Genomic DNA, 25,839 nt, shown 5'->3' with positions numbered 1-25,839 from the left:
CACGGTCTCGTCGCTGAGTGCCAGCTCCGGAAGCTCGCCGACCAGTGGTTTCGCCCGCTCCCCCCACTGCGCGGCGATCTACGACCTCACCGCCGGCGAGGCCGCGCAGCGGGCCGCCAACGTGGAGGGAACCCGCGCCGTCATCGAGCTGGCGCAGCGACTGGGCGCCACGCTTCATCACGTGTCGTCGATCGCCGTGGCCGGCGACTTCGCCGGCGAGTACACCGAGGACGACTTCGACGTCGGCCAGCAGTTGCCGACGCCGTATCACCAAACCAAGTTCGAGGCCGAGTCGCTGGTGCGCTCGGCGCCCGGGCTGCGCTACCGCATCTACCGGCCCGCGGTGGTGGTCGGCGATTCGCGCACCGGCGAGATGGACAAGGTCGACGGGCCCTACTACTTCTTCGGAATATTGTCCATGCTGGCCCGCCTTCCCAAGTTGACGCCGATCCTGCTGCCCGACACCGGGCGCACCAACATCGTCCCGGTCGACTACGTGGCCGACGCGCTGGTCGCCCTCATGCACGCCGACGGTCGAGACGGGCAGACCTTCCACCTCACCGCGCCGAAAACCATTGGGCTGCGCGGCATCTACCGCGGCGTCGCCAAGGCGGCCGGGCTGCCCCCGCTGCGCGGGTCGCTGCCCGGCTCGGTGGCGGCGCCGGTGCTGAAGGCCAGTGGGCGCGCCAAATGGCTGCGCAACATGGCGGCCACCCAGCTGGGGATTCCCGCCGAGATCCTCGACGTCGTCGACCTGAAGCCAGTTTTCGTCAGCGACGAGACCCGGAAAGCGTTGCGCGGCACCGACATCGAGGTCCCCGAGTTCGCGAGCTACGCCCCCAAGCTGTGGCGGTACTGGGCCGAGCACCTCGACCCCGACCGCGCACGGCGCGACGACCCGGCGGGACCGCTGCAGGGCCGGCACGTCATCATCACCGGCGCATCGAGCGGCATCGGCCGCGCGTCGGCCATCGCCGTCGCGGAAAAGGGCGCGACGGTTTTCGCGCTGGCCCGCAACGCCGACGCGCTGGATCAGCTGGTGGCCGAGATCCGCGCCAACGGCGGCCGGGCGTTCGCGTTCACCTGCGACGTCACCGACTCCACCTCGGTCGAGCACACCGTCAAGGACATCCTGGGCCGCTTCGGCCACGTCGACTACCTGGTGAACAACGCCGGCCGGTCGATCCGGCGCTCGGTGGTCAACGCGACGGACCGCATGCACGACTACGAACGGGTGATGGCGGTCAACTACTTCGGCGCGGTGCGGATGGTGCTGGCGCTGCTGCCGCACTGGCGCGAACGCCGGTTCGGGCACGTCGTCAACGTGTCGAGCGCCGGTGTGCAGGCCCGCAATCCGAAATACAGTTCGTACCTGCCCACCAAGGCCGCGCTGGACGCGTTCGCCGATGTCGTCGCGACGGAGACGCTGTCCGACCACATCACGTTCACCAACATCCATATGCCGCTGGTCCGCACGCCCATGATCGTGCCGTCGCAGCGGCTCAACCCGGTCCCGCCGATCAGCCCCGAGCGCGCCGCGGCGATGGTGGTGCGCGGGCTGGTGGAGAAACCGGCCCGCATCGACACCCCGATGGGCACGCTGGCCGAGGTCGGCAACTACTTCACACCGAGGCTGTCGCGGCGGATCCTGCATCAGCTCTACCTGGGCTACCCGGATTCGGCCGCGGCCCGCGGGCTGCCCACCGACCCGGGCGCGGCCACGCCGGCCCGCCGCAAGCCGAAGCGCCCGGCGCGGGCAGTCGCCCGCGGCGTCCGGACGCCCCGCCCGGTCAAGCGGCTGGTGCGATTGGTGCCCGGAGTGCACTGGTAAATCCGCTAGTTGCGTTTCGCCGCACCGGATTGCGGTATTCCCGACCGATGACCCGGATTACTTCCGACCGGCGCACGCACGCCGACCCGGTGGCCGTCGCCACCGAACACCTCACCAGCACGGGCGCGGCCCTGATCCCGTCGTTCGATGTGACCCGAAGCCTGGGGGTGGGCCGTGAAGCCTGGACGCGCTTTGGCCGGCACTGGGAGGACCTGGTGTCCGACCCCTACGCGGCGGAGCTCGGTGTGGTGCGGCTACGCCGCTACGGGCAGTACCTGTTCCGCGACGGGGTTGCGCAACGGATGCCCGCCAACACCTTCGCGCAGCCGGACGACTCCAATCCCCTCTACATCAACCGGGGTCGCGACTTCGAGCCGCTGACCGACGCGTTCGGCCAGGATCCCTTGCTGCACAAGGTGATCAAGCTGCTGGCCCGCTTGGCGGCGGCTCTGGACGACGTGGTCAACTGGAACGTCAAGGTGCATCCGTTCCGCGTCCGATCCAGCGGCGAGGGCGGCCATCCGACGCCCGAGGGCATGCACCGCGACGGCGTCACCCTGGTCAGCGCGCTGCTGATCGGACGCCGCAACGCCATCGGCGGCGAGAGTTCGGTATGCGACGTGGACGGTCGCCGACTGCTGACGACCACGCTGGCCGAGCCCGGGACGTTACTGCTGGGCGACGACCGCCGGACCCTGCACGGCGTCACCCCGGTCCGGCCGATCGACGGCCCCGCGCCGGCGCAGCGTGACGTCCTGGTGATCACTTTCGCGTCCCGCTGGCCATGAGCCGGCCATGAGTGGGCCGGCATCCGCCCCGGTATCCTTGCCGCGGTGAAGCCCGTTTTCGTCGATGTCGACACCGGTGTCGACGATGCGCTGGCGCTGATGTACCTGCTGGCCAGCCCGGACGCGGATGTGATCGGCATCGCCTCGACGGCCGGCAACGTCGCGGTGGATCAGGTGTGCGAGAACAACCTGGGTCTGCTCGAATTGTGCGGGGCCACAGACATACCCGTGTCCAAGGGAGCCCAGCAGCCGTTGAGTTGTCCGTTGCGCTCCGGGAAGGCGCACGGCCCCAAGGGCATGGGATACGCCGACTTGCCGCCGACCGGCCGCCGGCTCGCCGACTACGATTCCGCGACCGCCTGGGTGCGCGCGGCGCACGCCCATGCCGGGGAGTTGATCGGCGTGGCCACCGCGCCGCTGACCAACCTGGCGCTGGCGCTGCGCGCCGAGCCCGCACTTCCGACGCTGCTGCGCCGGCTGGTGATCATGGGCGGGGCCTACGATTACCGCGGCAACACCAATCCGGTGGCCGAATGGAACATCAGCGTGGACCCGGAGGCCGCGGCCGAGGTATTTGCTGCCTGGTCTAAAGCCCTTGATCCGCAACGCCTTCCGATGCTATGCGGGCTGGATCTCACCCAGCACATCGCGATGACGCCGGAGATGGTGGCGCGGCTCGCGGCCGCGGCGAACTCGACCACCACGCCGATGAGCGCCGACGACGAACGCGGCACCCGGTCGACGGCATCGAATCCGCTGATCCGGGTGATCGAGGACGCGCTGCGCTACTACTGCGAGGTCCACCACGACCACGCTCACGGATACGTGGCGCATCTGCACGATCCGCTGGCCGCCGCCGTCGCGCTGGAGCCGGAGCTGGTGACGACCCGGGCGGCGACGGTCGACGTCGAGCTTGCCGGCACCCTGACCCGCGGCATGACCGTCGTCGACTGGTCGGCGCGCTGGGGACGGGAACCCAACGCGCACATCGGTGTTGGCGTGGACCCCGAGGAATTTTTCGACCGGTTCATCGCACGGGTCGGCAGGTTCGCGCGCGAGACCGATGAGTTCAGGCGACGCGGAACTGCTCGAGATCCGCGTCCTTGACGGTCACCCCGTGCCCGGGCGCGGTGCGGTCCGGGCGCAGTAGCCCGCCCGGCTCGGGGCCGATGGTCCCGTCGAACGCGAGCCGTTCGATCCGCACGTGGTCGTGGAAGTACTCGAGGTGGCGCAGGTGCCAGATGGCGGTGCCGACCTGGGCGCTGATCTGCGGGGCGCAGTGCAGCGAGAGGTCCATGCCCCGCGCGTCGCACAACGCGGCGACCTTGAGCACCCCGGTGATGCCGAGGGCCCGGGTGACGTCGGCCTGCAGGCAGTCGACCGCGCCCGCGGCGAGCATGTGCTGGAAGTAGGGCAGGTGGTACCCGTACTCGCCCGCCGCGATGTCCATGCCGGCCGGCCCGCGCTCGCACAGCTGGCGTAATCCGTCGAGATCGTCGGAGGACACCGGTTCTTCGAACCACCGCACGTCGTACTCGGCGTAGCGCTCGGCCCACAGCAGCGCCTGCTTGCGGTGATACGCCCCGTTGGCGTCCACGAACAGCTCCGCGTCGTCGCCGATCGCCGCCCGGGCCGCCGCGACCCGACCGGCGTCGGCGTCCGGGTCGCGGCCCACCTTCATCTTGACCCGCGGGATGCCGGCCTCGACCCAGCCGCTCAGCTGCGCGCGCAGGGCGTCGTTGTCGTACGAGGTGAAACCGCCGCTGCCGTAGATCGGGGTGGCGTCGTGGACTGCGCCGAGCGTGACGACCAACGGTTCGTCCAACAGGCGAGCGCGCAAATCCCACAGCGCGATGTCGAGCGCCGAAATCGCCTCGGCGACCACCCCCGGCTTGCCGAGGTTGCGCACCGCCTCCTGCATCTGCGCCCACCGCGCCGGCGGCTGCAACGCGTCCGCGCCGTCCAGGACGCCGGCCAGCTTGGAGCGCACCACATCGACGACAGGCGTGCCCGCGTACGTGTAGCCGACCCCGACCTGCCCGCCGGCCCGCACGCTCGCCAGGACGAGGGTCGTCGAGTCCCACTCCAGCGTGCCGTCGGACTCCGGCGCGTCGGTCGGGATCGAGTAGGCCGAGGCCTCGACGGATTCGATGGGGATCGGTGAACTCGCACGCAAAGCCATGCTGGATGACTACCCGCGCACCCACCGGACACACCCGATAACCAGCGTCTGCGCCGTTTGACGGCCATATCCGCGGGTAGCCGACGAATTGTGGCCCCCGGCAATCGTTGCTATGGGTAGCTGTCCGGACCGAAGGGAGCGATCATGAACCTGCTCAGGGCCGACGAGGTGCGGACGATCCCCGCCCGCCCGGACGCGCGGTTCGTCGCCGGAATGGCCGCTGTCGACAAGATCAACGTCACCGGCCTGGAGAACCAACTGCGCCGGCACGTCACCGGCGAAGTGCGCTTCGACACCGCCACGCTGGCGATGTACGCCAACGACGCGTCCAATTTCAGGCAGGTGCCGATCGGGGTGGTGGTGCCCAAAACGCTGGAGGACGTCGTGCAGACGGTCCGGGCGGCCCACGCCTACCACGCCCCGGTCCTGTGCCGCGGCGGCGGAACCAGCCTGTCGGGCGAAACCGTCAACGTGGCTGTGGTGATCGACTTTTCGAAGTACCTCACCGACATCATCGACATCGACCCGGCGCGCCGGCTGGCCACGGTGCAGACCGGCGTGATCAACGAACAACTCAACAAGGCCACCGGCGAACACGGGTTGGTGTTCGGCCCCGACCCGTCGTCGCACTCGCGGTGCACGCTCGGCGGCAACATCGGCAACAACTCGTGCGGGGTGCACTCGATCCAGTCGCACCTGTACGGCCCCGGACCGCGCACCTCCGACAACACCCACGAGCTGGACATCGTCACCTATGACGGGGCGCGGTTCACCGTCGGCGTCGACGAGGAGAAAAACCTCGACGCCATCATCGCCGCCGGCGGCCGCAAGGGCGAAATCTATGCGGCCCTAAGGGATTTGCGCGACGAGTACGCCGAGGACATCCGCAAGGGCTTTCCTTCCGTCGACGAGCTGCCGCGGCGAGTGTCCGGCTATAACCTCGACGAGCTGCTGCCCGAGAACGGCTTCAACGTCGCGCGGGCCTTGGTGGGCACGGAGAGCACCTGCGCGGTCGCGCTGACGGCCACCGTCATGCTCACCCCGGCGATGAACCACCGCACCCTGGTCGTCGTCCAGTACGACTCGATCGGCGAGGCCGGCGACGCGGTGCCGGAGATCATGGCATGGAAGCCGATCGGTCTCGAGGCGGTCGACCACCTGCTGGTCCACAACCAGGAGCTGACCGACGTCAACTCCGCGGGCCGGGCGGCCCTGCCCCGGCCCAAGTCCACCGGGGCGTGGCTGTTCGTGCAGTTCGGGTCCGACGAGCCGGGCGAATCACTGCGCCGCGCCGAGGAATTCGCGGGCTGGCTGCGCAAGAAGCAGGGCTACGACGACGATCGCATCGTGCTGTCGCGCAGCAAGCAGGACGGCGGGAACAGCGAGGAACTGTGGGCGATCCGCGAGGCCGGCCTGGGGTCGACGGCGTTCCCGGCCGACAGCGGCGATCACTGGCCCGGGTGGGAGGACTCGGCCGTGCCGCCCGCGCGGGTCGGCGACTACCTGCGCGATCTACAGCGCCTTTACGCCGACCACGACCTGCGTGGCGCCATGTACGGGCACCTGGGCGAGGGCTGCATTCACTCCCGGATCAGTTTCGACCTGCGGCACACCGATGGGCTGCGCACCTACCGGCACTTCCTCGAAGCGGCCGGGGACCTGGTGGCGTCCTACGGCGGCTCGATGTCCGGCGAACACGGCGACGGTCAACAGCGCGCCGAGTTGCTCGGCAAGCAGTACAGCCCGCGGCTGATCGAGGCGATGCGCAAGTTCAAGCTGATCTGGGATCCCGAGTGGAAGATGAACCCGGGCAAGGTGATCGACGCGTATCGCTTCGACGAGAACCTCAAGCTGGGCACCGACTACAACCCGCCGCGGCCGCGGGTGAAATTCGCCTACTCCGAGGACGACGGCGACTTCTCGCACGCGGCGCTGCGCTGCGTCGGGGTCGGCGAGTGCCGAGTGCCCGAGGCGACCACCACCATGTGCCCGAGCTACCAGGTCACTCGGGAGGAGAAGCACTCGACCCGGGGTCGGGCGCGGCTGCTGTTCGAAATGCTGCGCGGCGAGGTGATCACCGACGGCTGGCAGTCCAACGAGGTGGCCGACGCGCTGGATCTTTGCCTGGCGTGCAAGGGCTGCACCAGCGACTGCCCGGTCAACGTGGACATTCCCACCTACAAGGCCGAATTCCTCTACCACCACTTCCGGTCGCTGCGCCGCTGGCGGCCGCGCTATGCCTACGCGTTCGGGTTCATCGACCAGGCCGCCCGGTTGGCCAGCGCGATGCCGGAGCTGGCAAACCTCGCCACCCAGACGCCGGGCCTCTCGCGAATCGCCAAGGCGCTGGGCGGAATTGACCGGCGCCGGCCGCTACCCACCTTCGCACCGATGACGCTGCAGCAGTGGTTCGCCGCGCGTCCGGTCGTCAATGCAGGCGGCCGGCGGGTGGTCCTATTCCCCGACACCTTCAACAACCGCCTGCACACCGACGTCGGCGTGGCGTGCGTCGAAGCGATCGAGGCCGCCGGCTGGCGGGTCGTCATGCCGATGGGCCACATCTGCTGCGGTCGCCCGTTGTACGACTACGGCTTCCTCGACGCCGCGCAGCACTACCTGACCCATGTCCTGGACCGGTTGCGCGACGAAATACGCGCCGGCACACCGGTTGTCGGGATGGAACCGAGCTGCCTGGCCGTCTTCAAGGACGAACTCAAGAAGCTGATGCCGTACGACGATGACGCGGACCGGTTGGCGCGCAACAGCTATCACTTTGCCGAGTTCCTCACTTCGTTCGACATCGAGCCACCCAAGGTTTCCGCCGGGCGGGTCCTGTTGTGGGGTCACTGCCACCAGCGCGCCACCGGCGGTGTCGACGCCGACGAAAAGGTGCTCGAGAAGATGGGCCTCGACGTCGAACCGGTCTCCGGCGGATGCTGCGGGCTGGCCGGCTCGTGGGGATTCGAGCAGGGCAAGTACCAGATTTCGCTCGACTGCGGCGAGCAGGCGCTGCTGCCGGCGATCCGGAAGAATCCGGACGCCCTGGTGGTGGCCAATGGGTTTTCCTGCCAGACGCAGATCGGCGACTCCGGGGAGGCCAACGCGCTGCACCTGGGTCAGCTCATGGCCATGGCGAACGGCTCGGCCGACATCCGCTCGGCCGCTCCCCCGGAGCGGCCCCGACCGGACCCGCGGACGCGCGTTGCCCGGGTGGCCATTCCGGCGGTGGTCCTGGGCGCGGCCGCGGCGGCCGGTGCGCTGTTGACGCGAAAGATCTGGCCCACAAGCGATTAGGAAGGAATCCGCCCATGGCTTTCGCCGAATATCAGAACGAGCTTTACGATCAAGGCCAGGCGGGCCGCCAGCCGCCCTACCCCATCAAGTTCGCCGACCTGGAGGCCAAGGCGGCCGCCGCGATGCCTCCGAAGGTGCTGGGTTACGTCGCCGGTGGCGCCGGCGACGAGCACACTCAGCGGGCAAACGCCGAGGCCTTCAAACGATGGGGCCTGTTCCCCCGCATGGGCATCGCCCCCGAGGAGCGCGACATGTCCGTCGAATTGTTCGGCCTCACCCTGCCGTCCCCGATCTTCATGGCGCCGATCGGGGTTCTCGGGGTCTGCGCCCAGGACGGCCACGGCGACCTGGCCGCGGCCCGGGCGTCCGCGCGCACGGGTGTGCCGTTCTTTGTGGGAACCCTCACGTCCGACCCTATGGAAGACGTCGTGCGCGAACTCGGCGATACCCCAAGCTTTTTCCAGCTGTACACCCCGCCGGACCGTGAGATGGCCGCCAGCCTGGTGCATCGCGCCGAGGCGTGCGGCTTCAAGGCCATCGCGGTCACTCTGGACACCTGGGTCACCGGGTGGCGCCCGCGCGACCTGAGCGCCGGGAACTACCCTCAGGTGCCAAGTGGGTGTCTGGCCAACTACACCTCCGATCCGGTGTTCCGCGCCGGCCTGCAACCGGGCGAGGACGCCACCGAGGCGGCGGTGCGCAAGTTGCCGATTTTCGGTGGCCCGTTCCGGTGGAGCGACCTGGAGTGGCTGCGGTCGGAGACCGCGCTGCCGCTGATGGTGAAGGGCATCTGTCATCCCGACGATGTCCGGCGCGCCAAAGACATTGGTGTGGATGGCATTTACTGTTCCAACCACGGCGGCCGGCAGGCCAACGGCGGGCTGCCCTGCTTGGATTGCCTGCCCGGCGTGCTGGAAGCCGCCGACGGGATGCCGGTGCTCTTCGACTCGGGCGTCCGCAGCGGCGCCGACATCATCAAAGCCCTGGCGATGGGCGCGACCGCGGTGGGGATCGGCCGTCCCTACGCCTACGGCCTGGCGCTCGGCGGTGTCGACGGTGTGGTGCACGTGCTGCGCTCGCTGCTGGCCGAAGCGGATCTGATCATGGCCGTCGACGGGTACCCCTCGCTGAAGGACCTGACGCCGGACGCGTTGCGGCCCACCGGATAAGCACCGTCACTCGTAACTCCCCTCGAGATACCAGCGCCGCTGGCGGTAGCACAGCAGAAACGCTCGCTCGTCCTCCAGCAAGACCTGTGCGCGGGCGGCGCGGCCCTTGGCGTCGGGATCCCACCACCGCTCGTCGACCGGCCACGGCCCGGCCCACCAACTCAGCCGCTCGTCTCGAGCGCGCACGGTCAGCCGGGCGGGGTCGGCCGAGAACAGCCCCCGGCCCGTCACCCGTATCGGATTGCCTTGGGCGTCAAGCAATTCCACCGGGTCGTCGAGCAAGACCGCCGGCGACGGCTCGGGCAGTTGCCCGGGCCACGGCAGGCCAGGGTCGGCGTGCGGCACCGGCTCATCACCCAGCGGGGTCAGCGTGATGCGTTCGGCGGGCCCGCGGCCGCCGGACAGGACCGGCACCCGCACCGCCTCCGGGCCGAGCAGGCCCTGCACCCGCACCAGCGCCCGGCGGGCCCGCAGCCGGTCCTCCTCGCCGAGGCCGCCCCATAGCGGCAATTGCAGCGCCTCGGCGGACACCACCTCCACCGCCTGCAGCCGCAACAACGTCACCGCCGCCGTGGGCCGGTCCTGCGCGGTCCGGTTGCTCAACCACCCGTCCAGCTGCCAGCGGACCCGGTCGGCGGTGGCGTCCTCGGTCAGCGGCTCGGCGCACCGCCACACCCGTTGCAGCTCTTCGCCGTTGGCGGTGACGGCGTGGATGGCCAGCCGGGTGCATCCCACTCCGGCGGCCATCAGCATCTGGTGCAGCGTGCCGGCCAGCGAGCGTCCGGCGAATGCCGCGGCATCGACCCGGTCGATCGGTGGATCGCAGTCCAGGACGGCCTCGAGTTCCTGTGGCGGCTCCCGCCCGGACGGACCCCGCTCGGGTTCGCCGCGGGCGAACCGGTGTGCGGTCACCCCGTCGGCGCCGAACCTGGAGGCCACGTCGGTGCGGGACAGCGCGGCGAACTGCCCGATGGTGCGAATCCCCATCCGCCACAACAGATCCGTCAGCTCTTCTCGCCCCGGACCCGACAGGCTCGGCTCGGTGGCCAGCTGCCTGATCGAGAGCACCGACAGGAACTTCGCGTCGCCTCCCGGTTCCACGATCCGACCCGCGCGCGCGGCGAAGACCGCGGTGGACAACTGGTCGGCGATCCCGACCTGACACTCGGCGCCGGCCGCGGCCACCGCGTCGATCAGCCGCTCGGCGGCCTTCTCCTCGGACCCGAAATAGCGGGCCGCCCCACGCACCGGCAACACCAGGAGGCCGGGACGCAGCACCTCGGCGCGGGGCACCAGATCGTCCACCGCCGCGATCACCCCTTCGAAGAAGCGGGCGTCGCGGTCGGCGTCGGCGGTCGCGACGTGCAGTTGCGGACACCGGGCCGCGGCCTCGCGGCGTCGCAGCCCTCGGCGCACTCCCACCGCACGAGCGGCCGACGAACAGGCGATCACCCGATTGGCCAACGTGACCGCAATGGGAGCAGTAGCGGGCAGGTCCGCCGCTGCCGCCGCCGCGACCGCGGGCCAGTCCATGCACCAGATCGCCAGCACCCGAGAACCGGGACCGGAACCCGGACCGGAAGTAGCCACCCGACTTCACCCGGCTCGCGCTCGGCCGCTCACCCGTCTGCCCGCACATACGCCGCTGACCTGCAGCCGCACCCCGCTGATGCGTCCGAATCCAGGGGCGGGAGCCCCTGGAGAAGCCGAAGTGGTCTCGTAGCCGCAAACCCGGGCCGCAAGCCGCGTCGGCGCCCCTTGCCAATCGCCGTCGGTGACCAGCAGGGTGCACCCCCTGCTGCGGGCCCGCGCCACCACCGCCCGCGCGCGGGTATACGGCACCCGGCGCCCGCCCAGACCGAGTACCACCAAATCCATGCCGTCGATGAGTACCGCGGCCACCTCCACCGGATCGGTCCCGGGATCCGGTATCACCGCGAGCCGGCTCAGGTCCGCCCCCATCTCCGCGGCGGCCAGCAGTCCGATGTCCGGCTGGCCGACGATGGCCACGTTGCCCCCGGCCGCCGTCACCGCGGCGACCATGCCCAAGAGCAGTGACCGCGCCCCCGACAGCACCGCCACCGTTCCCCTCGGTATCTGGACTTGCAGCAACTCCGCGAGCCACCGTGGGGTTGCCAGCCGGGACTCGGAGTCCGGCAGCAGGTCGTCGGCGGGGGCGACGGCCCGCCCCGACATCTCAGCCATCCGCCGGCGCAGCGATTCCAGCTGCTCAGCGCGGTTTTCGGAGGCCAATGCCGCGGTCATGACTGCCTCCTAGTGAACGCCGTTTTCGAACGCATGTTCGATATATTGGGAGTAAACACCCGCCCTCCGACAACCGTCAAGAAACGTGAGAGGCTGCTTTATGCGCTCGGTACTGGTGGGGCTCGTGGTGCTTTTTTGCTCTACTTTTCCCGCGCCCACCCATGCCGAGCCCTGTCATCCGGCGGAGCTGTTCGTCACCGACACCACCGATCCCCTGTTCGAGGCGCAGGCTGACGTCACGATCGCGCTGAGCGGCGCGGCGGTGACGGGTTCGACCCCGCTCGACGGCGTGTTCTGGTCGACGGCGCTGCAGCGGAGCACCTATGAGCGCTCGCGCGAGTTTCACCTGTGCGGCGCCGGCGGTTCGCCGCACGCCGCTGCCGAGGCGCTGCGCGGCCAGCTCAACCAGGAAGCGGTGCTGACCTTCGACTACCTGCCACAGCACGCGCCGGAGCAGGACGCGGTCCTCATCGCCGTGCCGGACGTCGACATCGCCCGCTTCGGTGACGCGCTGGTGGCCGACCCGGCCGCCCGCGACCGCATCCGGGGCGGGTCGGTCACCACCACCGACCACACGTTGATCCTGGTGGCCGGGAACGACGACCGAAACGTCGCCCGCAGGCTCGTCGCCGAGGCCGGCGGGAACTGGGATGCGGCCACTATCGCCTATGGCAGGCGCGAATTCGTGGAGTAGCCAAGCCCCGCGTGCTTATTCCCACTCGATGGTGCCGGGGGGCTTGCTGGTGATGTCCAGGACCACGCGGTTGACCTCGGCGACCTCGTTGGTGATGCGGGTGGAAATGCGCTCTAACACCTCGTAGGGCACCCGCGTCCAGTCCGCGGTCATCGCGTCCTCGCTGGAGACCGGCCGCAGCACGATCGGATGCCCGTAGGTGCGGTTGTCGCCCTGGACGCCGACCGAGCGGATGTCGGCCAGCAACACCACGGGGCACTGCCAGATCTGGTTGTCCAACCCGGCGGCGGTGAGCTCCTCGCGCGCGATGGCGTCGGCGCGTCGCAATGTGTCCAGCCGCTTCGCGGTGACCTCGCCGACGATCCGGATGCCCAGCCCCGGTCCCGGAAACGGTTGGCGCGCAACGATTTCCTCCGGCAGGCCTAACTCCCGCCCGACGGCGCGCACCTCGTCTTTGAACAGCAGCCGCAGCGGTTCGACGAGTTTGAACTTCAGGTCGCCGGGCAGGCCGCCGACGTTGTGGTGACTCTTGATGTTGGCCGTGCCGCTGCCCCCGCCGGACTCCACCACGTCGGGATACAGCGTGCCCTGCACCAGGAACTCAACCGGCTTGTCCCCCAACACATCCCGGACCGCACCCTCGAACGCCCGGATGAATTGCCGACCGATGATCTTGCGCTTGCCTTCGGGATTGGTCACCCCCGACAACGCCTCCAGGAAGGTGTCCGCCGCGTCGACGGTCACCAGGTTGGCGCCCGTGGCGGCCACGAAATCGCGTTGCACCTGCGCGCGCTCGCCGGCCCGCAACAGCCCGTGGTCGACGAACACACACGTCAGCCGGTCACCGATGGCGCGCTGCACCAGCGCGGCGGCCACCGCGGAATCCACCCCGCCGGACAGCCCGCAGATCGCATGGCCGTCGCCGACCTGGGCATGCACCTGCTCGACGAGCGCGCCCGCGATGTTGGCGGCCGTCCACTCGGCACCCAGCCCGGCGAAGTCATGCAGAAACCGGCTGAGCACCTGTTGACCGTGCGGGGTGTGCATCACTTCGGGGTGGTACTGCACCCCGGCCAGGCGCCGCTCGCGATTCTCGAAGGCGGCCACCACCGCGCCCGGGCTGCTGGCCACCACGTCGAATCCATCCGGGGCGGCCGTGACGGCGTCGCCGTGGCTCATCCACACCGGCTGCACACTCGGCAGGCCCGAATGCAATTCGCCCCCAGTGACTTTCAGCTCGGTGCGGCCGTACTCGCTGGTGCCGGTGTGGGCGACCGTCCCGCCCAGCGCCCGCGCCATCGCCTGAAACCCGTAGCAGATGCCGAACACCGGCAGCCCGAGATCGAACACCGCCGGATCGAGCTGTGGCGCGCCCTCGGTGTAGACGCTGGCCGGTCCGCCGGAAAGAACCAGCGCCACCGGATCGCGGGCCTTGATCTCCTCGACCGAGGCGGTGTGCGGGATCACCTCCGAGAAGACCCGCGCCTCGCGCACGCGGCGGGCGATCAGCTGCGCGTACTGTGCGCCGAAATCGACCACCAACACAGGGCGGGGCGTCGACACGGCGTCAGCGGGTTCGGTCACGGCAGAAAGTCTAGTGGCCGCCGACTACCGCCCCTGGGTCAGCGCTCGGCGGCCTGGATCACGGCGTCGACAACGCTCCTGATTCGGATGGCGGCGTCGTCGGGGTCGGGCTGGCCGGCGTCGAGCCAGGCGATGACGGCGTCGATCGTCATGCTGGGTAGCAGCCGCGCCGCCCAGCTCCGCCACCGATCATCGGCGACGCCGGCGAGGTGGCGGCGGGTGAGGTCGGCCGAGCTCTCGATGAGGGTGTCGATAATGTCGTGAAACTCCGGTTCGCGGGCGGCGTAACGGTAGAGAAGTCGGAAGGCGTCCGGATCGGCCGCGGCCGCGCGGATGAACGCGGGGATGCTGGCATCGTCGAGGTCTTCGCCGCCGGTCGCCTCGCGCAGCCTCAGGTGACCACTCTCTATAACTTCGCGATACAGGTCGGCCTTCGACGCGAAGTGCCGGTACAGGATCACCGGGGTCACGCCGGCCTCCGCGGCGATGGCGTCGAGTCCCGTGTTCGCGAAGCCGCCGCGGGCGAAGGCGCGGGTGGCGGCCTCGAGGATCTGCTCGCGCCGTTGGGCGCGAGGCATCCGCCGGGTCGGCTCGGATTGGACAAGCGTCACCCCAAAACCTCCTCTTGTCTAGAACCAAGTATACAAGTACGGTTGTATAAGGATCCTTATACTTCCTCGGGACATGTTATGACATCCATCGGACTGCCCATACATCGGGTACGGACCCCGGTCGGCGATATGGCCTGGCTGGTCAGCGACTACACCCACGTGCGACGGCTGCTCGACGACGATCGCCTCGGCCGTTCGCATCGCGAACCCGAAACGGCCGCGCGCACGGGGGAATCGGCTTTGTTCGGTGGCCCGCTGGGCGACTTCGACAGCGAGGCGGCGGATCACGCGAGGATGCGGGCACTGCTACAGCCCCATTTCTCGCCCAAGCACCTGCGCTCGCTGGCACCGAGAGTCGAGGCACTGACCACCGGGCTGCTGGACGAACTCGAAAAGCAGGGCCCCCCGGCCGATCTGCACGCGCGATTGGCGCTGCCGCTGCCCATCCTGGTGATCTGCGAGCTGCTCGGGGTCCCCTACTCCGACAGAGACCAGTTCCGCGCCTGGGCGGAGGACGCAGGCAACGTGCGCGACCACGCTCGCTCCGAGCGCGGGCTGGCCGCGCTGTTCGACTATGGCCGCACCCTGGTCGAGCGCAAGCGCGCCCACCCGGGCGACGACGTCATGTCGCGGCTGTGTGCGACCGACGGCGTCTCCGACGAAGACGCCGCCACGATGTCGATGCTCTTGCTGTTCGCCGGTCACGAGACCACTGTGGTCCAGATCGGCTTGGGGACAATGCATTTGCTGACCAATCGCGATCAGTGGCAGGCGCTTGTTGATAACCCCGCGCTGATTCCCAATGCCGTCGAGGAACTGTTACGAGCGGCGACAACCGGGGGCGGGGTGGGCGGCATTCCCCGTTACGCGCGCACGGACCTCGACATCGACGGTGTCGCCATCCACGCCGGAGACCTGGTGCTGCTGGACGTCGGGGCGGCCAACCACGACCCCGCGACGTTCGCCGACCCGCAACGCGTTGATGTCGCCCGAAAGGAAGCCGCCCATCTCGCGTTCGGATACGGCGGGCACTATTGCATCGGAGCCCCGCTGGCCCGCATCGAGCTGAAAGCGGTTTTCGCTCAACTGATTCCACGGTTTCCGTCGATGAACCTCACGGTCGATCCCGCAACACTGCCCATGCGTCGCGACGTGCTTGCCGGCGGGCTCGTCGAACTTCCGGTCACGTGGTGATCCAGCTCCTGGTGTGCTCCAGCAGGGTGGCCCCGTCGGCGGGCAACAGCTGGAACTCGACCGACATGGCGGGCAGCTGGGGGGTGTATTGAACCCAGCTCAGCCACCTCGGCGCCCGCAGCGACGTGACGCGGCACAGCGCGGTGTCGTCGCGGCCGCGGCGATGACGAATCAGCCGAAACGACGTGCCCACCTGGAGTCGTTGGTCCTCGGCGGCGTGTTCGACGGCGTCCCAGGTGTCGTACCACTCGGCGATGCCGGCGACGGTGGTGATCAGGTTCCACACCTTCTCCGGCGGTGCGGCGAGGCGGATCGACTTGGAGAGTTGTTCGGCGTGACGGAAGGTCATGCGTGCAGGCTTTCGGCGACGGTCCGGGTCGAGGCCGCTGGCCTCGCGGCTCGGGGTCTGGAGGCGACCCGTTGCGGCCACCAGAACCAGCGTCCGAGCAGGGCCGCGATCGACGGCATCATGAGGGAGCGCACAACGAGTGTGTCGAAGAGCAGCCCCATTCCGACGATCGTGCCGAATTGGCCAATCATCCTCAGATCGCTGAACACAAAGGACGCCATGGTGAACGCGAACACCAGCCCGGCGGAGGTCACCACCGCTCCGGTTCCACCCATGGCGCGGATGATTCCGGTCTTGATGCCCGCGCCGATTTCCTCTTTGAAACGGGATACCAGCAGCAGGTTGTAGTCCGATCCCACGGCCAGCAGGACGATCAGCGCCATCGCGATGACCAGCCAGTGCAACGGACTCCCGAGAATGTCTCGCCAGACCAGCACCGACAGTCCGAACGAGGATCCCAGCGACAGCAGCACCGTGCCGATGATGACGAGGGCCGCGATCACGCTGCGGGTGATGATCAGCATGATGACGAAAATCAGGCTGGCCGCGGCGATCCCGGCGATCAGCAGGTCGTACTTGGCCGCATCGCTCATGTCCTTGTACGTCGCGGCCGTGCCACCCAGCTGAATCTTGGCGTCCTCCAAGGGGGTTCCCTTGACGGCGTGCTGCGCGGCCTTTTTGATCGCGTCGACGTGCGAGATGCCCTCGGGCGTCGCGGGATCGCCGTTGTGGGTGACGATGAACCGGGCGGCCTTCCCATCGGGCGAGAGGAACATCGCCAGGCCGCGTTTGAAGTCGGGGTTGTCGAACGCCTCCGGCGGCAGGTAGAAGGAATCGTCGTTCTTGGCCGCGTCGAAGGCCTGCCCCATCGCGCTCGCGTTCTGCTGGGCGGCGTCCATCTGATCCAGCAGCCCGGAGAACGAGCTGTACATCGTCATCGTCATCGTGCGCATGGTCGAGGTGGCGTCGATGATCGGCGGTAGCAGCGAGATCAGTTGCGGCAGCATGACATCCAGGCTGTCGGTGTCTTTCACCAGGCCGGCCAGGTCGCCGGTGAGTTTGTCGACGCCGTCCAGCGAATCGAACGCCGAGCGCAGTGCCCAACAGACGGGGATGTCGAAGCAGTGCCGCTCCCAGGAGAAGTAGCCGCGCAGCGGCCTGAAGAAGTCGTCGAAGTCGGCGATGCGATCGCGCACGTCGTTGGTGTCCGCGACGATCTGTTTTGTCCGGCCCGCGATGTCGTGGGTGGTGGCCGCGAGCCCGCGCATCAGGGCCAGCATCCGTTGCATGGTGTCGATGACGCCCGCCATCTGATCGGCGACGGCGCGCATGTCGGCCATCCGGTCGTGCATGTACTTCATGTTCTCGGTCAGCGTGGTCCCCTGCATGCTGATCTGGAACGGAATGGACGTGTGCTCGATGGGGGCGCCCAGCGGCCGGGTGATGCCCTGAACGCGGGCGACGCCGTCGGCCCCGTAGACGGCCTTGGCAACCCGGTCCAGGATGAGCATGTCGGCGGGATTGCGCATGTCGCGGTCGGTCTCGACGAGAAGTAGGTCGGGGTTGAGCCGCGCCGGCGAAAAGTGCCGGTCCGCGGCGGCGTATCCGATGTTGGACGGCGTGATCGCGGGCAGGTAGTTGCGGTCGTTGTAGCTCGTCGTGAACGACGGCAGGGCCAGCAGCCCGACCAGGGCGCTCGCGCAGCTCGCGGCGAGTATCGGCGCGGGCCAGCGCACGACGGCGGTTCCGACCCGGCGCCAGCCTCGCGTCTTGATTTTCCGTTTGGGATCGAACAGGCCGAATCGACTGCCCAGGGTGAGGATGGCCGGGCCCAATGTGAGCGCGGCCGCGACCATCGTGAACATGCCGATGGCACAGGGCGCGCCCAGGGTTTGGAAGTAGGGCAGCCGCGTGAAGGACAGGCAGAACATCGCGCCCGCGATGGTCAGACCCGACCCCAGGACCACGTGGGCGCTGCCGCGAAACATGGTGTAGTAGGCGGCTTCCCGGTCCTCACCCGCCTGGCGGGCCTCCTGATATCGGCCGACGACGAATATCGCGTAGTCGGTGCCGGCCGCGATGGCCAGTATCGGCAGGATTTGCACCGCGAAGGTCGAAAGCCCGATGACTCCATGGCTTCCCAGAAACGCGATCACGCCCTGCACGGCGGGCAATTCGATGAAGACCATCAGCAGCGTCAGCAACACGGTGACCAACGATCGGTACACGATCAGCAGCATCAGGACGATGACCCCGACCGTCACACCCATCACCTTGCGGGCGCTTTTGTTGCCGAATTCGAGTTGGTCGGTGGTGACCGCCGCCGAGCCCGCGACATACGCCTTGACCCCGCCCGGTGCCGGTGCGCCCGACACGATGCGCCGCACGGCGTCGACGGACTCGTTGGCCAGTGTTTCGCCCTGGTGCCCGGCGAGGAAGACCTGCACGTAGGCGGCCCTGCCGTCGGGACTCTGCGAGCCGGCCGCGGTGAGCGGATCGCCCCAGAAGTTTTGGATGTGCTCGACGTGCTTCTTGTCCTGTGCGAGCCTGCGGATCAGGTCGTCGTAAAACCGGTGCGCCGTGTCGCCCAGCGGCGCTTGGCCTTCCAGGACGATCATGACGGCGCTGTCCGAATCGAACTCGTGAAATACCTGGCCGATGCGCTTCATCGCCTGTATCGCGGGAGCGTCGTCGGGGCTCATCGACACCGCGTGCGCTTCCCCGACCGCTTCCAGTTGTGGCACAACGGTATTCGTGACGGCGGCGAGACCCAGCCAGAACAGCAGGATGGGCAGCGCAAGCCGGCGGACCGTTCGCGCGATCACGCGGACTTCACCAGGCAGAAGGTTTGGGGGTTGACCCCTTCGACGGTTCTCTGATCCTTGATGTTGCCGTTCACCGTGATTCGGCAGCCGATGACCTCACCGCCGCCCTGCGCCACGACGTTGACGCTGACCGCCGGCGCGGTGGTGGAGTCGCTGTAAGTCCACGGCAGCCCGGCACCGTCGACGCGCCGCGGTGCGGCGTTGACGTCGAGGTAGTTGATGTCGGCCACGGTCCCGGCTGGACCGAACACCTCGAGGGTCACGCGCTTGGGATTGAAGGACTTGATGTCATCGGGGCGCCCGTTCGCCGCCGACGTGGTGGGATCAACTCCGAAGATCCCGTGCAGCCGGTAGACGGCGAAACCCGCGATCGCGACCAAGACCGCGATGGCCAGCGGCATCCATGCACGCCTCACGACATTCATCTGGCTCTAGCCTCTCGCGCCGTAGTCGTTAGTCAGTCAGACAACTAACATAAACGCGCAATGTTAGCTAACGCAACCTGCAAACATATTTCCGCCTTGCCAGCGTCCAAGTGAGATAGTAAGTTGGCTAACTAGCTTGCTCGGACAGGAAGAAAGGCCATCGCCATGGGCATCAACGCACACCAATTCGGCCCTTGGGCCGTCGTGACGGGCGCATCATCGGGAATCGGGCGCGAGTTCGCCAGCCAGCTCGCCGTGGCGGGCATCAACGTGGTGCTGGTCGCCCGGCGCCTGGACGTGCTGCGGGACGTCGGCGCGGAGCTGGCGGAGCGCCACGGTGTGGACTATCGCGCCCTCGCCGTCGACCTGTCCGAGCCGGGCATGCTGACCCCAATCGCGGAGGCCACCAACGACATTGACGTCGGCCTGCTGGTGTCGAACGCCGGCCTGGCGTTGCCTGGGGCCTTCCTGACGTCCGATCTGCAGGCGCAGCGCGCGGTCCTGCGGCTGAACACCGCCGCGCACCTGGGCCTGAGCCACCACTTCGGTCAACGGCTGGCGCGGCGCGGCCGCGGCGGCATCATTCTGGTGTCGGCGCTCGGCGCGATCCACGGCGTGCCCTACATGGCGCATACCGCGGCGACCAAGGCCTACGTGACCAGCTTCGGCGCCGGCCTGCACGGCGAGCTGGCCAAGCACGGCGTGCACGTGACGGTCCTGCACCCGGGACCCACCCGCACCCCGGTGCTGGCCGAGTTGCGCCTGGACCCCGACAAACTGCCGATACCGCCCATGGCGGCGGACGACTGCGCCCGCGAGGCGCTGCGCGCACTACAGCGCAACCGCGCCAACTGCATACCGGGCCGCATCAACCGGGTCAGCGCCGCGCTGGTGCCGGCGGCGTTGACCCGCTCGATGATGTCGCGCATGTTGGCGCGGCCCTCGCAGCTCGACGCGGCCGCCCAGTAGCTCATGGACAAACCGATCTGCCTGATCACCGGGGCCACCGACGGCATCGGCAAGGTCAGCGCGACAGCCCTCGCCGCGAGGGGTTACGCGGTCGTCCTCGCCGCGCGCAACGAAGCCAAGGCGGCAAGCGTCACAAGGGAAATCGTCGCGTCCACCGGTAACCACGACGTCGACTACCTCACCGCCGACCTCAGGTCCCTCGCCCAGCAGCAACGGCTGGCCGACACGTTCGCGGTCCGCTACCCGCGGCTGGACGTGCTGATCAACAACGCCGGGATCGTCATGACGCGGCGCACCCTGACCGAGGACGGCTACGAGACGACCTTTCAGGTCAACTACCTCTCGCAGTTCTACCTCACCCACTTGCTGCTCGACGAACTGAAGAGGAGCCGGCAGGGCAGGATCGTCAACCTGAGCTCGAGCGTGTACCGCGTAGGCAAGTTCGAACCGGACAACCTGCAAGGCGAGCAACGATTTTCGGCCCTCCGCGCGTATGCGGCCTCCAAGCTGCTCGTGCTGTTGTTCACCATCGAGTTGGCGCACCGGCTGGCGTCGACGCGGATCACCGCGAACGCCGCGCATCCCGGGATCGTCAGGACACCGATGATGCGGCATGCCCCCGGAGCCCTGCGTGCGATGTCCTATGCGGCGCTGCCGTTTTCGATCTCCCCCGACAAGGGCGCCGCGACTTCGGTGGACCTTGCCTCCTCCGCGCGGCGGGCGCAGCACTCAGGCCAATACTTCGCGCGTGCTAAGGCAAAGAGCGTCAAGACCTCCTGCAACACGCAGGAGAACCGGAACCTGTTGTGGGCGCTGAGCATGGATGCGTGCCGTCTATAGTCCGTGAGTGATATGGCTGACTTAACCGACGCCGACGAAGCCGCCTCGGCGGTGCCCACGGGCAAGCGAGAGCGACTGATTGCCGCGGCGTGCGACCTGTTCTACCGCCAGGGCATCGCCGGCACCACACTCGCGCACATCGCCGAGGCCGCCGAAGTGCCGCTGGGCAACGTGTACTACTACTTCAAGAGCAAGGACGACATCGTGGCCGCGGTCGTCGAGGCGCGCACCGACGAAATCCGATCCGCCACCGCGGCCGTGCAACGCCGGCACGGTAGCCCGAAGGCGCGGCTCAAGGCGCTCGTGGGCATGTTGGCCGACTCCCGAGACACGGTCGCCGACCACGGCTGCCCGTTGGGGACCCTGTGCACCGAGCTCGCGAACCAGTCGGGCCGATCGCCCGCCCTGACCGCTCCGCTCATGCAGACCCTGCTGGACTGGGCCGAGCGGCAATTCCGCGCCATGGGTCGCCGCGACGCCCGCGATCTGGCGCACCAACTTGTCATCGCCTACGAGGGCAGCGCGCTCCTGACCAATGCGTTGGCCCAGCCGGAAATCATGGCCCGCGAAGCCCGGCGGCTGGAGAAGTGGATCAACGGGTTGGAGGTCTGACGGGGCGTGGGTGTCACATCAAGTGGGTGGGTTGGGTGATACCGAATTGGGTGTTGGCATACCGCTTCAGGGCGGACGGGCTGAAGTACACGTGCTGACCGACGGTGTGCAAATCCCGGAAGCATCGCTGCAGCGGATGGGTCGCGTGCACCGCCCCCGCACCGGTCAGGCCGAACGTCGTGTCGACCGCGTGGCGCGCCGCGCGCATCGCCTGCTGGGCGGCGAGCTGGAAACGGGCGCGCTGCTGTAGCGACGGTGCGTCGCCCGCGAGCGCGGTGTCCCACAGGGCGCCGGCCTCGTCGAGAACGAAGGCCCGCGCCGACCGCCAAGCCGCTTCGGCACCGGCGAACTCGACCTGCGCGACAGGGTCCTGGGCGAGCGGCTCGAAGGTGCCGGCACGGGTCTTTGTCGTCGCGAGGTCGGTGAACTCGTCGAGCGCGCGCCGCGCGATCCCGAGCGGGACACCGACCAAGGCGACTCCGACCAGTGTGAAGAACGCCAGTCTCCACAACGGGCCGTCCTGGCGGGCCGGCTCGAAGAACGGGCGGATGGTGTGTTCTTCGGCAACGTGCAGCCCTCGGGCGAGCACGTCATTGCTGCCCGTGGCGCGCAGCCCCAAAACGTCCCAGTTGTCCACGATTTCGGCGTCGGCGCGCGGAAAGAACGCGAGGCGCCAGTCCGGGCCCTGGCCGGGAATCATTCGCGGCGCCTGGCCGTCGAAGCCATCGAACACGAACATCCCGGCCAGCAACCATTCGGCGTGGCGACAACCGCTGGCAAACGGCCATCGGCCCTCGACGGCGAACCGACCGTCGCCATCGGGAACAGCCCGCCCGGTGGGGGCGAACACGGTGGCCGCCAGAAAGTCGGCGTTCGAGCCGAACAGTTCTCTGGCGACGGCAGGCTCGAGCCAAGCCGAGAATGCCGGGGCGCCGGCACCGATGGCCGCGATCCATCCCGTCGAGCCGTCGGCACGCGCCAGTTCCTCGACCATCTGGATGAACTCGACGGGAGCCACTTCAAAGCCGCCAAGCGAGCGCGGTTGCAAGGCACGGAAGATGCCGGCCGTCCGCAGCCGCTCGACCAGGTCGATCGGCAATGTCCCGAGGGCCTCGGCCTCGTCGGCTCGCTGCGTGATTTCGGGCGCCAGGGCACGCGCTACCGCCGTGGAGTGGTCGCCGTCCGACAGGGTGGCGGGGGTGCGTGTCGCGGTTGTCATGGCTGGCTCCCTACGTCTGATACAGTAAACTGTAATAGATACAGGAGCATGTACTGAAATATGGGATCTGTCAAGAGCCAGCCCCCGCGCCGCTACGACTCGACCCGTCGTCGCCAACAGGCCCTCCAGAACCGAGGCGCGGTGCTTGCGGCCGCGCGAAAGCGCTTCCTGGCCCACGGTTACGCGGCGACGACCATTGCAGAGATCGCAAAGGACGCCGGCGTGTCGGTCGAGACCGTGTACAAGGCGTTCGCGACCAAGGCGGGCGTGCTGAAAGCACTGTTCGACGTGTCCGTCGCGGGTGACGACGAACCGATCCCCATGGTCCAGCGAGACGTGATCCAGAACGTGCTCAACGCGCCCGAGGCCGCCGCCAAGATCGAGATCTACGCCAAGCACCTGGCCTCCACGATGCCGCGCAGCGCTCCGGTGCAGCTACTCGCACGCGATGGCGCCGCGTCGTCCCAGGACGCTGCGACGGTCTGGAAGCAGATCCGGAGCGAAACCCTCACGGCCATGACAATGTTCGCCTCCGACCTCGCCGGCACCGGACAGCTACGGGTCAGCGCCAGACAGGCGCGCGATGTCCTATGGACGTATCACGCGCCCGAGCTTTACGAGCTTCTCGTACTGGAACGCGGTTGGTCGGCCGCCCGCTACGGCAAGTTCATCGCCGATGCGCTGATTGATGCACTGCTCGAAAACCGGCATTGACCCGCGGCCTACAACGAAAACGCCCGACGCACCGCGTCGACGGCGCCCGGGTCGCCCGCGAAGTCGATGCGGCGCAGCGCCGCCTTGCGCTTGGCGTCGGTTGACCCGAGCCGGGCGTTGACAAGGTCCGCCGCGCCGGCGGTGATGGTCACCGCGGGCTCTCCGCGCGCCCCGGCGAGGCGACCCTCAGTGACGGCGAACTCGAAACGGCGGCCGTCGATCTCGATGCGGCAAGTCGCCTCCAAGCCGGCCGCGGCACCCGAGTCGAAGCCCAGCAGGATGCCCGCCAGGAACCCGTTCAGCGGCGATGCCGGCCCATCCCCGATCGGGTCCAGCCAGTCCAGCCCGAACCACGCGATGCTCCGCAGGATCGGCAGCACCCGCTGCCAGCCCAGGTCGCTGAGCGTGTACACGGTGCGGCCGATCGGGGCGGGTAGGTCTGCGCGGTCGACGAGCCCGGCGTCCTGGAGTTCCTTGAGTCGCTCGGCCAGCAGGTTGGTCGCGATGCCGGGCAACTCGTCGCGCAGATCGCCGTAGCGGCGGGGCCCGCCGACCAGCTCGCGCAGGATCAGCAGCGTCCACCGCTCGCCGAGGACGTCGAGGCCGCGGGCGATCGGGCAGTTCTGGTTGTAGTTCCTGCGGGCGGGCATAACACCACCCTACCTGCGATGGACATCTTTTTCAAGTTTCTACTTGATTTATTTGTCTATCAAGTTTAGTCTCTTGTCCATGCGTACCGAACCGATATTCCGAAACCACCCGATTTCCGCGCTCGCCGTCATCTGCCTCGGCGTCTTCGTCATCAGCGTCGACGCCACCATCGTCAACGTCGCGCTGCCCACGCTGTCGCGTCAGCTCGGCGCCGACACCGCCCAGCTGCAATGGATCGTCGACGCCTACACCCTGGTCATGTCCGGCCTGCTGCTGTCGGCCGGCAGCCTGTCCGACCGTTATGGAAGGCGGGCCTGGCTCAACTCCGGGCTCGCGGTGTTCGCGCTGACATCTGCCGTTGCGGCACAAGCGAATTCGGCCGACGCCCTGATCGCGGCTCGCGCCGCCATGGGCGTGGGCGCGGCCGTGATCTTCCCGACCACACTGGGCCTGATCACCAACATCTTCACCGACCCGGTGCCGCGCGCCAAGGCCATCGGGCTGTGGGCGGCCATGGTGGGCGTCGGGGTGGCCGTGGGGCCGATCAGCGGCGGCTGGCTGCTCGAACACTTCTGGTGGGGCTCGATCTTCATGGTGAACATCCCCATCGCGGCGCTGGCCATCGTCGGCGGCATCCTGTTCGTTCCCACCTCACGCGACCCGGCGGCACCGCGCGTCGACGTGCCCGGCCTAATCCTGTCCGCGGCCGGTATCACGGCGCTGGTCTACACCGTCATCGAGGCGCCGACGTGGGGCTGGACCAACGGCCGGACCGTGGCCGGGTTTGCCCTCGCCGCGGCCGTCCTCGCCGCGTTCGCGCTGTGGGAGCGGCGCAGCACCCATCCGATGCTGGACGTCTCGGTGTTCTTCAACCGCCGGTTTTCCGGCGGCAGCCTCGCGGTGACCGCCGGCTTCCTGACGTTGTTCGGCTTCATCTTCGTGATCACCCAGTACTTCCAATTCATCAAGGGCTACACGGCATTTCAGAGTGGCGTGCGATTGCTGCCGGTTGCCGCCCTGATCGCGCTGGCGAGCATCCTGGGCCCCCGGCTGGTCCAACGAATCGGCACCACCACCGTCGTCGCCGCCGGCCTCATCGTGTTCGCCGCCGGGCTCGCGTGGGCGTCCACGGCGGACGCCGCCACGCCCTACACCGAGATCGCCCTGCAGATGGTGCTGCTCGGCGGCGGGCTCGGCCTGACCACCGCCCCGGCCACCGAGGCGATCATGGGATCGCTGGCCGTCGACAAGGCCGGCGTCGGCTCGGCCGTCAACGACACCACGCGCGAGCTGGGCGGCACCCTCGGCGTGGCCATCGCCGGCAGCATATTCGCGTCGGTGTACTCGGGACATCTCTCGTCCGCCGCGCTGACCGGCCTGCCGGCCGACGCGATGCGGCACTCGATGGCGTTCGCTCACCGGGTGATCGAACAGCTACCAGCGCACCAGGCCGGCTATGTCCGGGCCGCCGTCGACAACGCATTCCTGGACGGCCTCCAGGTGAGCTCACTCGTCTGCGCGGGCATCGCGCTGGGCGCCGCGATCGTCGTGGCCTGGCTGTTGCCGGCACGCGAGCGGCAAGCGACGCCGTCACCCGAACTGGCCAACGCCTAAAACCGCTCC

General features: G+C 68.6%; 22 protein-coding genes. 12 read left to right on the top strand and 10 right to left on the bottom strand.

Annotated features, from left to right (window positions below):
* The 3 genes from A5747_RS17600 to A5747_RS17590 form a co-directional block, all read left to right on the top strand.
* A partial coding sequence (locus A5747_RS17600; protein WP_142245632.1) for an SDR family oxidoreductase occupies positions 1 to 1,831 on the top strand: 1,831 nt, incomplete at its 5' end.
* A gap of 47 nt (positions 1,832 to 1,878) precedes the next feature.
* Entirely contained in the window at positions 1,879 to 2,619 is a 741-nt protein-coding gene (locus A5747_RS17595) for a 2OG-Fe dioxygenase family protein (RefSeq protein WP_076126488.1), read from the top strand.
* A gap of 99 nt (positions 2,620 to 2,718) precedes the next feature.
* Positions 2,719 to 3,726, top strand: a complete 1,008-nt coding sequence (locus A5747_RS17590; RefSeq protein WP_369805127.1) for a nucleoside hydrolase — start codon at positions 2,719 to 2,721, stop codon at positions 3,724 to 3,726.
* On the opposite strand, the gene A5747_RS17585 is transcribed toward A5747_RS17590, so the two are convergent.
* Entirely contained in the window at positions 3,689 to 4,801 is a 1,113-nt protein-coding gene (locus A5747_RS17585) for an enolase C-terminal domain-like protein (RefSeq protein WP_076126483.1), read from the bottom strand. The two genes, A5747_RS17590 and A5747_RS17585, sit on opposite strands and share 38 nt — an antisense overlap.
* A gap of 144 nt (positions 4,802 to 4,945) precedes the next feature.
* Here A5747_RS17585 and A5747_RS17580 point away from each other — a divergent pair, with 144 nt between their 5' ends.
* Both A5747_RS17580 and A5747_RS17575 read left to right on the top strand, forming a co-directional pair.
* Entirely contained in the window at positions 4,946 to 8,095 is a 3,150-nt protein-coding gene (locus tag A5747_RS17580; protein WP_076126480.1) for an FAD-binding and (Fe-S)-binding domain-containing protein, read from the top strand.
* A gap of 14 nt (positions 8,096 to 8,109) precedes the next feature.
* On the top strand, positions 8,110 to 9,264 hold the full coding sequence (locus tag A5747_RS17575) for an alpha-hydroxy-acid oxidizing protein (protein ID WP_076126478.1): 1,155 nt from the start codon (positions 8,110 to 8,112) through the stop codon (positions 9,262 to 9,264).
* Positions 9,265 to 9,270: 6 nt separating this feature from the next.
* Here A5747_RS17575 and A5747_RS17570 read toward each other — a convergent pair whose 3' ends face one another.
* Together A5747_RS17570 and A5747_RS17565 are read right to left on the bottom strand one after the other, a co-directional pair.
* A complete protein-coding gene (locus A5747_RS17570; protein ID WP_076126534.1) occupies positions 9,271 to 10,797 on the bottom strand; it encodes a DNA polymerase Y family protein in 1,527 nt (508 codons plus the stop codon).
* A gap of 63 nt (positions 10,798 to 10,860) precedes the next feature.
* Positions 10,861 to 11,529: a hypothetical protein gene (locus tag A5747_RS17565; RefSeq protein WP_076126476.1), complete on the bottom strand. Its 669-nt coding sequence runs from the start codon at positions 11,527 to 11,529 to the stop codon at positions 10,861 to 10,863.
* 100 nt (positions 11,530 to 11,629) lie between these two features.
* Between A5747_RS17565 and A5747_RS17560 the strand changes: the two genes are divergently transcribed.
* Positions 11,630 to 12,223 carry a hypothetical protein gene (locus A5747_RS17560; protein ID WP_233148075.1) on the top strand — a complete coding sequence of 198 codons (594 nt, stop codon included), beginning with the start codon at positions 11,630 to 11,632 and terminating at the stop codon, positions 12,221 to 12,223.
* Between the two features lie 15 nt (positions 12,224 to 12,238).
* On the opposite strand, the gene guaA is transcribed toward A5747_RS17560, so the two are convergent.
* Positions 12,239 to 13,807, bottom strand: a complete 1,569-nt coding sequence (gene guaA, locus A5747_RS17555; protein WP_142245631.1) for a glutamine-hydrolyzing GMP synthase — start codon at positions 13,805 to 13,807, stop codon at positions 12,239 to 12,241.
* Between the two features lie 38 nt (positions 13,808 to 13,845).
* Positions 13,846 to 14,418, bottom strand: a complete 573-nt coding sequence (locus tag A5747_RS17550; RefSeq protein WP_233148074.1) for a TetR/AcrR family transcriptional regulator — start codon at positions 14,416 to 14,418, stop codon at positions 13,846 to 13,848.
* Between the two features lie 78 nt (positions 14,419 to 14,496).
* On the opposite strand from A5747_RS17550, the gene A5747_RS17545 reads away from it, so the two are divergent.
* On the top strand, positions 14,497 to 15,612 hold the full coding sequence (locus A5747_RS17545; protein WP_076126467.1) for a cytochrome P450: 1,116 nt from the start codon (positions 14,497 to 14,499) through the stop codon (positions 15,610 to 15,612).
* On the opposite strand, the gene A5747_RS17540 is transcribed toward A5747_RS17545, so the two are convergent.
* Genes A5747_RS17540 through A5747_RS17530 form a run of 3 tightly spaced genes read right to left on the bottom strand, consistent with a single transcriptional unit; the run spans position 15,602 to position 19,211 of the window.
* A complete protein-coding gene (locus A5747_RS17540; protein WP_076126464.1) occupies positions 15,602 to 15,961 on the bottom strand; it encodes an SRPBCC domain-containing protein in 360 nt (119 codons plus the stop codon). The two genes, A5747_RS17545 and A5747_RS17540, sit on opposite strands and share 11 nt — an antisense overlap.
* On the bottom strand, positions 15,958 to 18,786 hold the full coding sequence (locus tag A5747_RS17535) for an RND family transporter (protein ID WP_304528786.1): 2,829 nt from the start codon (positions 18,784 to 18,786) through the stop codon (positions 15,958 to 15,960). Before A5747_RS17535 ends, A5747_RS17540 begins: the two co-directional genes overlap by 4 nt.
* Entirely contained in the window at positions 18,783 to 19,211 is a 429-nt protein-coding gene (locus A5747_RS17530) for an MmpS family transport accessory protein (protein ID WP_076126459.1), read from the bottom strand. Before A5747_RS17530 ends, A5747_RS17535 begins: the two co-directional genes overlap by 4 nt.
* 165 nt (positions 19,212 to 19,376) lie before the next feature.
* Here A5747_RS17530 and A5747_RS17525 point away from each other — a divergent pair, with 165 nt between their 5' ends.
* Genes A5747_RS17525 through A5747_RS17515 form a run of 3 tightly spaced genes read left to right on the top strand, consistent with a single transcriptional unit; the run spans position 19,377 to position 21,632 of the window.
* Entirely contained in the window at positions 19,377 to 20,180 is an 804-nt protein-coding gene (locus A5747_RS17525) for an SDR family oxidoreductase (RefSeq protein WP_076126457.1), read from the top strand.
* A 3-nt stretch (positions 20,181 to 20,183) separates the two neighbouring features.
* The gene (locus A5747_RS17520) at positions 20,184 to 21,020 is read left to right on the top strand and encodes an SDR family oxidoreductase (protein ID WP_076126454.1); all 837 of its coding nucleotides are present in this window, start codon (positions 20,184 to 20,186) and stop codon (positions 21,018 to 21,020) included.
* 12 nt (positions 21,021 to 21,032) lie between these two features.
* Positions 21,033 to 21,632: a TetR/AcrR family transcriptional regulator gene (locus tag A5747_RS17515; RefSeq protein WP_076126452.1), complete on the top strand. Its 600-nt coding sequence runs from the start codon at positions 21,033 to 21,035 to the stop codon at positions 21,630 to 21,632.
* A gap of 13 nt (positions 21,633 to 21,645) precedes the next feature.
* Here A5747_RS17515 and A5747_RS17510 read toward each other — a convergent pair whose 3' ends face one another.
* Complete coding sequence (locus tag A5747_RS17510) at positions 21,646 to 22,851, bottom strand: acyl-CoA dehydrogenase family protein (protein ID WP_076126450.1); 1,206 nt, start codon at positions 22,849 to 22,851, stop codon at positions 21,646 to 21,648.
* Positions 22,852 to 22,911: 60 nt separating this feature from the next.
* On the opposite strand from A5747_RS17510, the gene A5747_RS17505 reads away from it, so the two are divergent.
* Positions 22,912 to 23,565, top strand: coding sequence for a TetR/AcrR family transcriptional regulator (locus A5747_RS17505; RefSeq protein WP_076126447.1), 654 nt, complete (start codon positions 22,912 to 22,914; stop codon positions 23,563 to 23,565).
* Positions 23,566 to 23,573: 8 nt separating this feature from the next.
* On the opposite strand, the gene A5747_RS17500 is transcribed toward A5747_RS17505, so the two are convergent.
* Positions 23,574 to 24,215, bottom strand: a complete 642-nt coding sequence (locus tag A5747_RS17500) for a helix-turn-helix domain-containing protein (RefSeq protein WP_076126445.1) — start codon at positions 24,213 to 24,215, stop codon at positions 23,574 to 23,576.
* Between the two features lie 79 nt (positions 24,216 to 24,294).
* On the opposite strand from A5747_RS17500, the gene A5747_RS17495 reads away from it, so the two are divergent.
* Positions 24,295 to 25,830, top strand: coding sequence for an MFS transporter (locus A5747_RS17495; protein WP_076126443.1), 1,536 nt, complete (start codon positions 24,295 to 24,297; stop codon positions 25,828 to 25,830).
* Positions 25,831 to 25,839: the final 9 nt, after the last annotated feature.

It is taken from the genome of Mycobacterium sp. IS-836 (assembly GCF_001954275.1).
GTDB lineage: Bacteria > Actinomycetota > Actinomycetes > Mycobacteriales > Mycobacteriaceae > Mycobacterium.
The sequence above is the reverse complement of the archived record's forward strand: the minus strand, read 5'-3'. Positions and strand labels throughout refer to the sequence as shown.

Coding starts and splice junctions, on each gene's coding strand:
- A5747_RS17595 (WP_076126488.1), top strand. CDS start 1,879: ATGACCCGGATTACTTCCGACCGGCGCACGCACGCCGACCCGGTGGCC.
- A5747_RS17590 (WP_369805127.1), top strand. CDS start 2,719: ATGTACCTGCTGGCCAGCCCGGACGCGGATGTGATCGGCATCGCCTCG.
- A5747_RS17585 (WP_076126483.1), bottom strand. CDS start 4,801: ATGGCTTTGCGTGCGAGTTCACCGATCCCCATCGAATCCGTCGAGGCC.
- A5747_RS17580 (WP_076126480.1), top strand. CDS start 4,946: ATGAACCTGCTCAGGGCCGACGAGGTGCGGACGATCCCCGCCCGCCCG.
- A5747_RS17575 (WP_076126478.1), top strand. CDS start 8,110: ATGGCTTTCGCCGAATATCAGAACGAGCTTTACGATCAAGGCCAGGCG.
- A5747_RS17570 (WP_076126534.1), bottom strand. CDS start 10,797: ATGGACTGGCCCGCGGTCGCGGCGGCGGCAGCGGCGGACCTGCCCGCT.
- A5747_RS17565 (WP_076126476.1), bottom strand. CDS start 11,529: ATGACCGCGGCATTGGCCTCCGAAAACCGCGCTGAGCAGCTGGAATCG.
- A5747_RS17560 (WP_233148075.1), top strand. CDS start 11,630: ATGCGCTCGGTACTGGTGGGGCTCGTGGTGCTTTTTTGCTCTACTTTT.
- A5747_RS17545 (WP_076126467.1), top strand. CDS start 14,497: ATGACATCCATCGGACTGCCCATACATCGGGTACGGACCCCGGTCGGC.
- A5747_RS17540 (WP_076126464.1), bottom strand. CDS start 15,961: ATGACCTTCCGTCACGCCGAACAACTCTCCAAGTCGATCCGCCTCGCC.
- A5747_RS17530 (WP_076126459.1), bottom strand. CDS start 19,211: ATGAATGTCGTGAGGCGTGCATGGATGCCGCTGGCCATCGCGGTCTTG.
- A5747_RS17525 (WP_076126457.1), top strand. CDS start 19,377: ATGGGCATCAACGCACACCAATTCGGCCCTTGGGCCGTCGTGACGGGC.
- A5747_RS17520 (WP_076126454.1), top strand. CDS start 20,184: ATGGACAAACCGATCTGCCTGATCACCGGGGCCACCGACGGCATCGGC.
- A5747_RS17515 (WP_076126452.1), top strand. CDS start 21,033: ATGGCTGACTTAACCGACGCCGACGAAGCCGCCTCGGCGGTGCCCACG.
- A5747_RS17510 (WP_076126450.1), bottom strand. CDS start 22,851: ATGACAACCGCGACACGCACCCCCGCCACCCTGTCGGACGGCGACCAC.
- A5747_RS17505 (WP_076126447.1), top strand. CDS start 22,912: ATGGGATCTGTCAAGAGCCAGCCCCCGCGCCGCTACGACTCGACCCGT.
- A5747_RS17500 (WP_076126445.1), bottom strand. CDS start 24,215: ATGCCCGCCCGCAGGAACTACAACCAGAACTGCCCGATCGCCCGCGGC.
- A5747_RS17495 (WP_076126443.1), top strand. CDS start 24,295: ATGCGTACCGAACCGATATTCCGAAACCACCCGATTTCCGCGCTCGCC.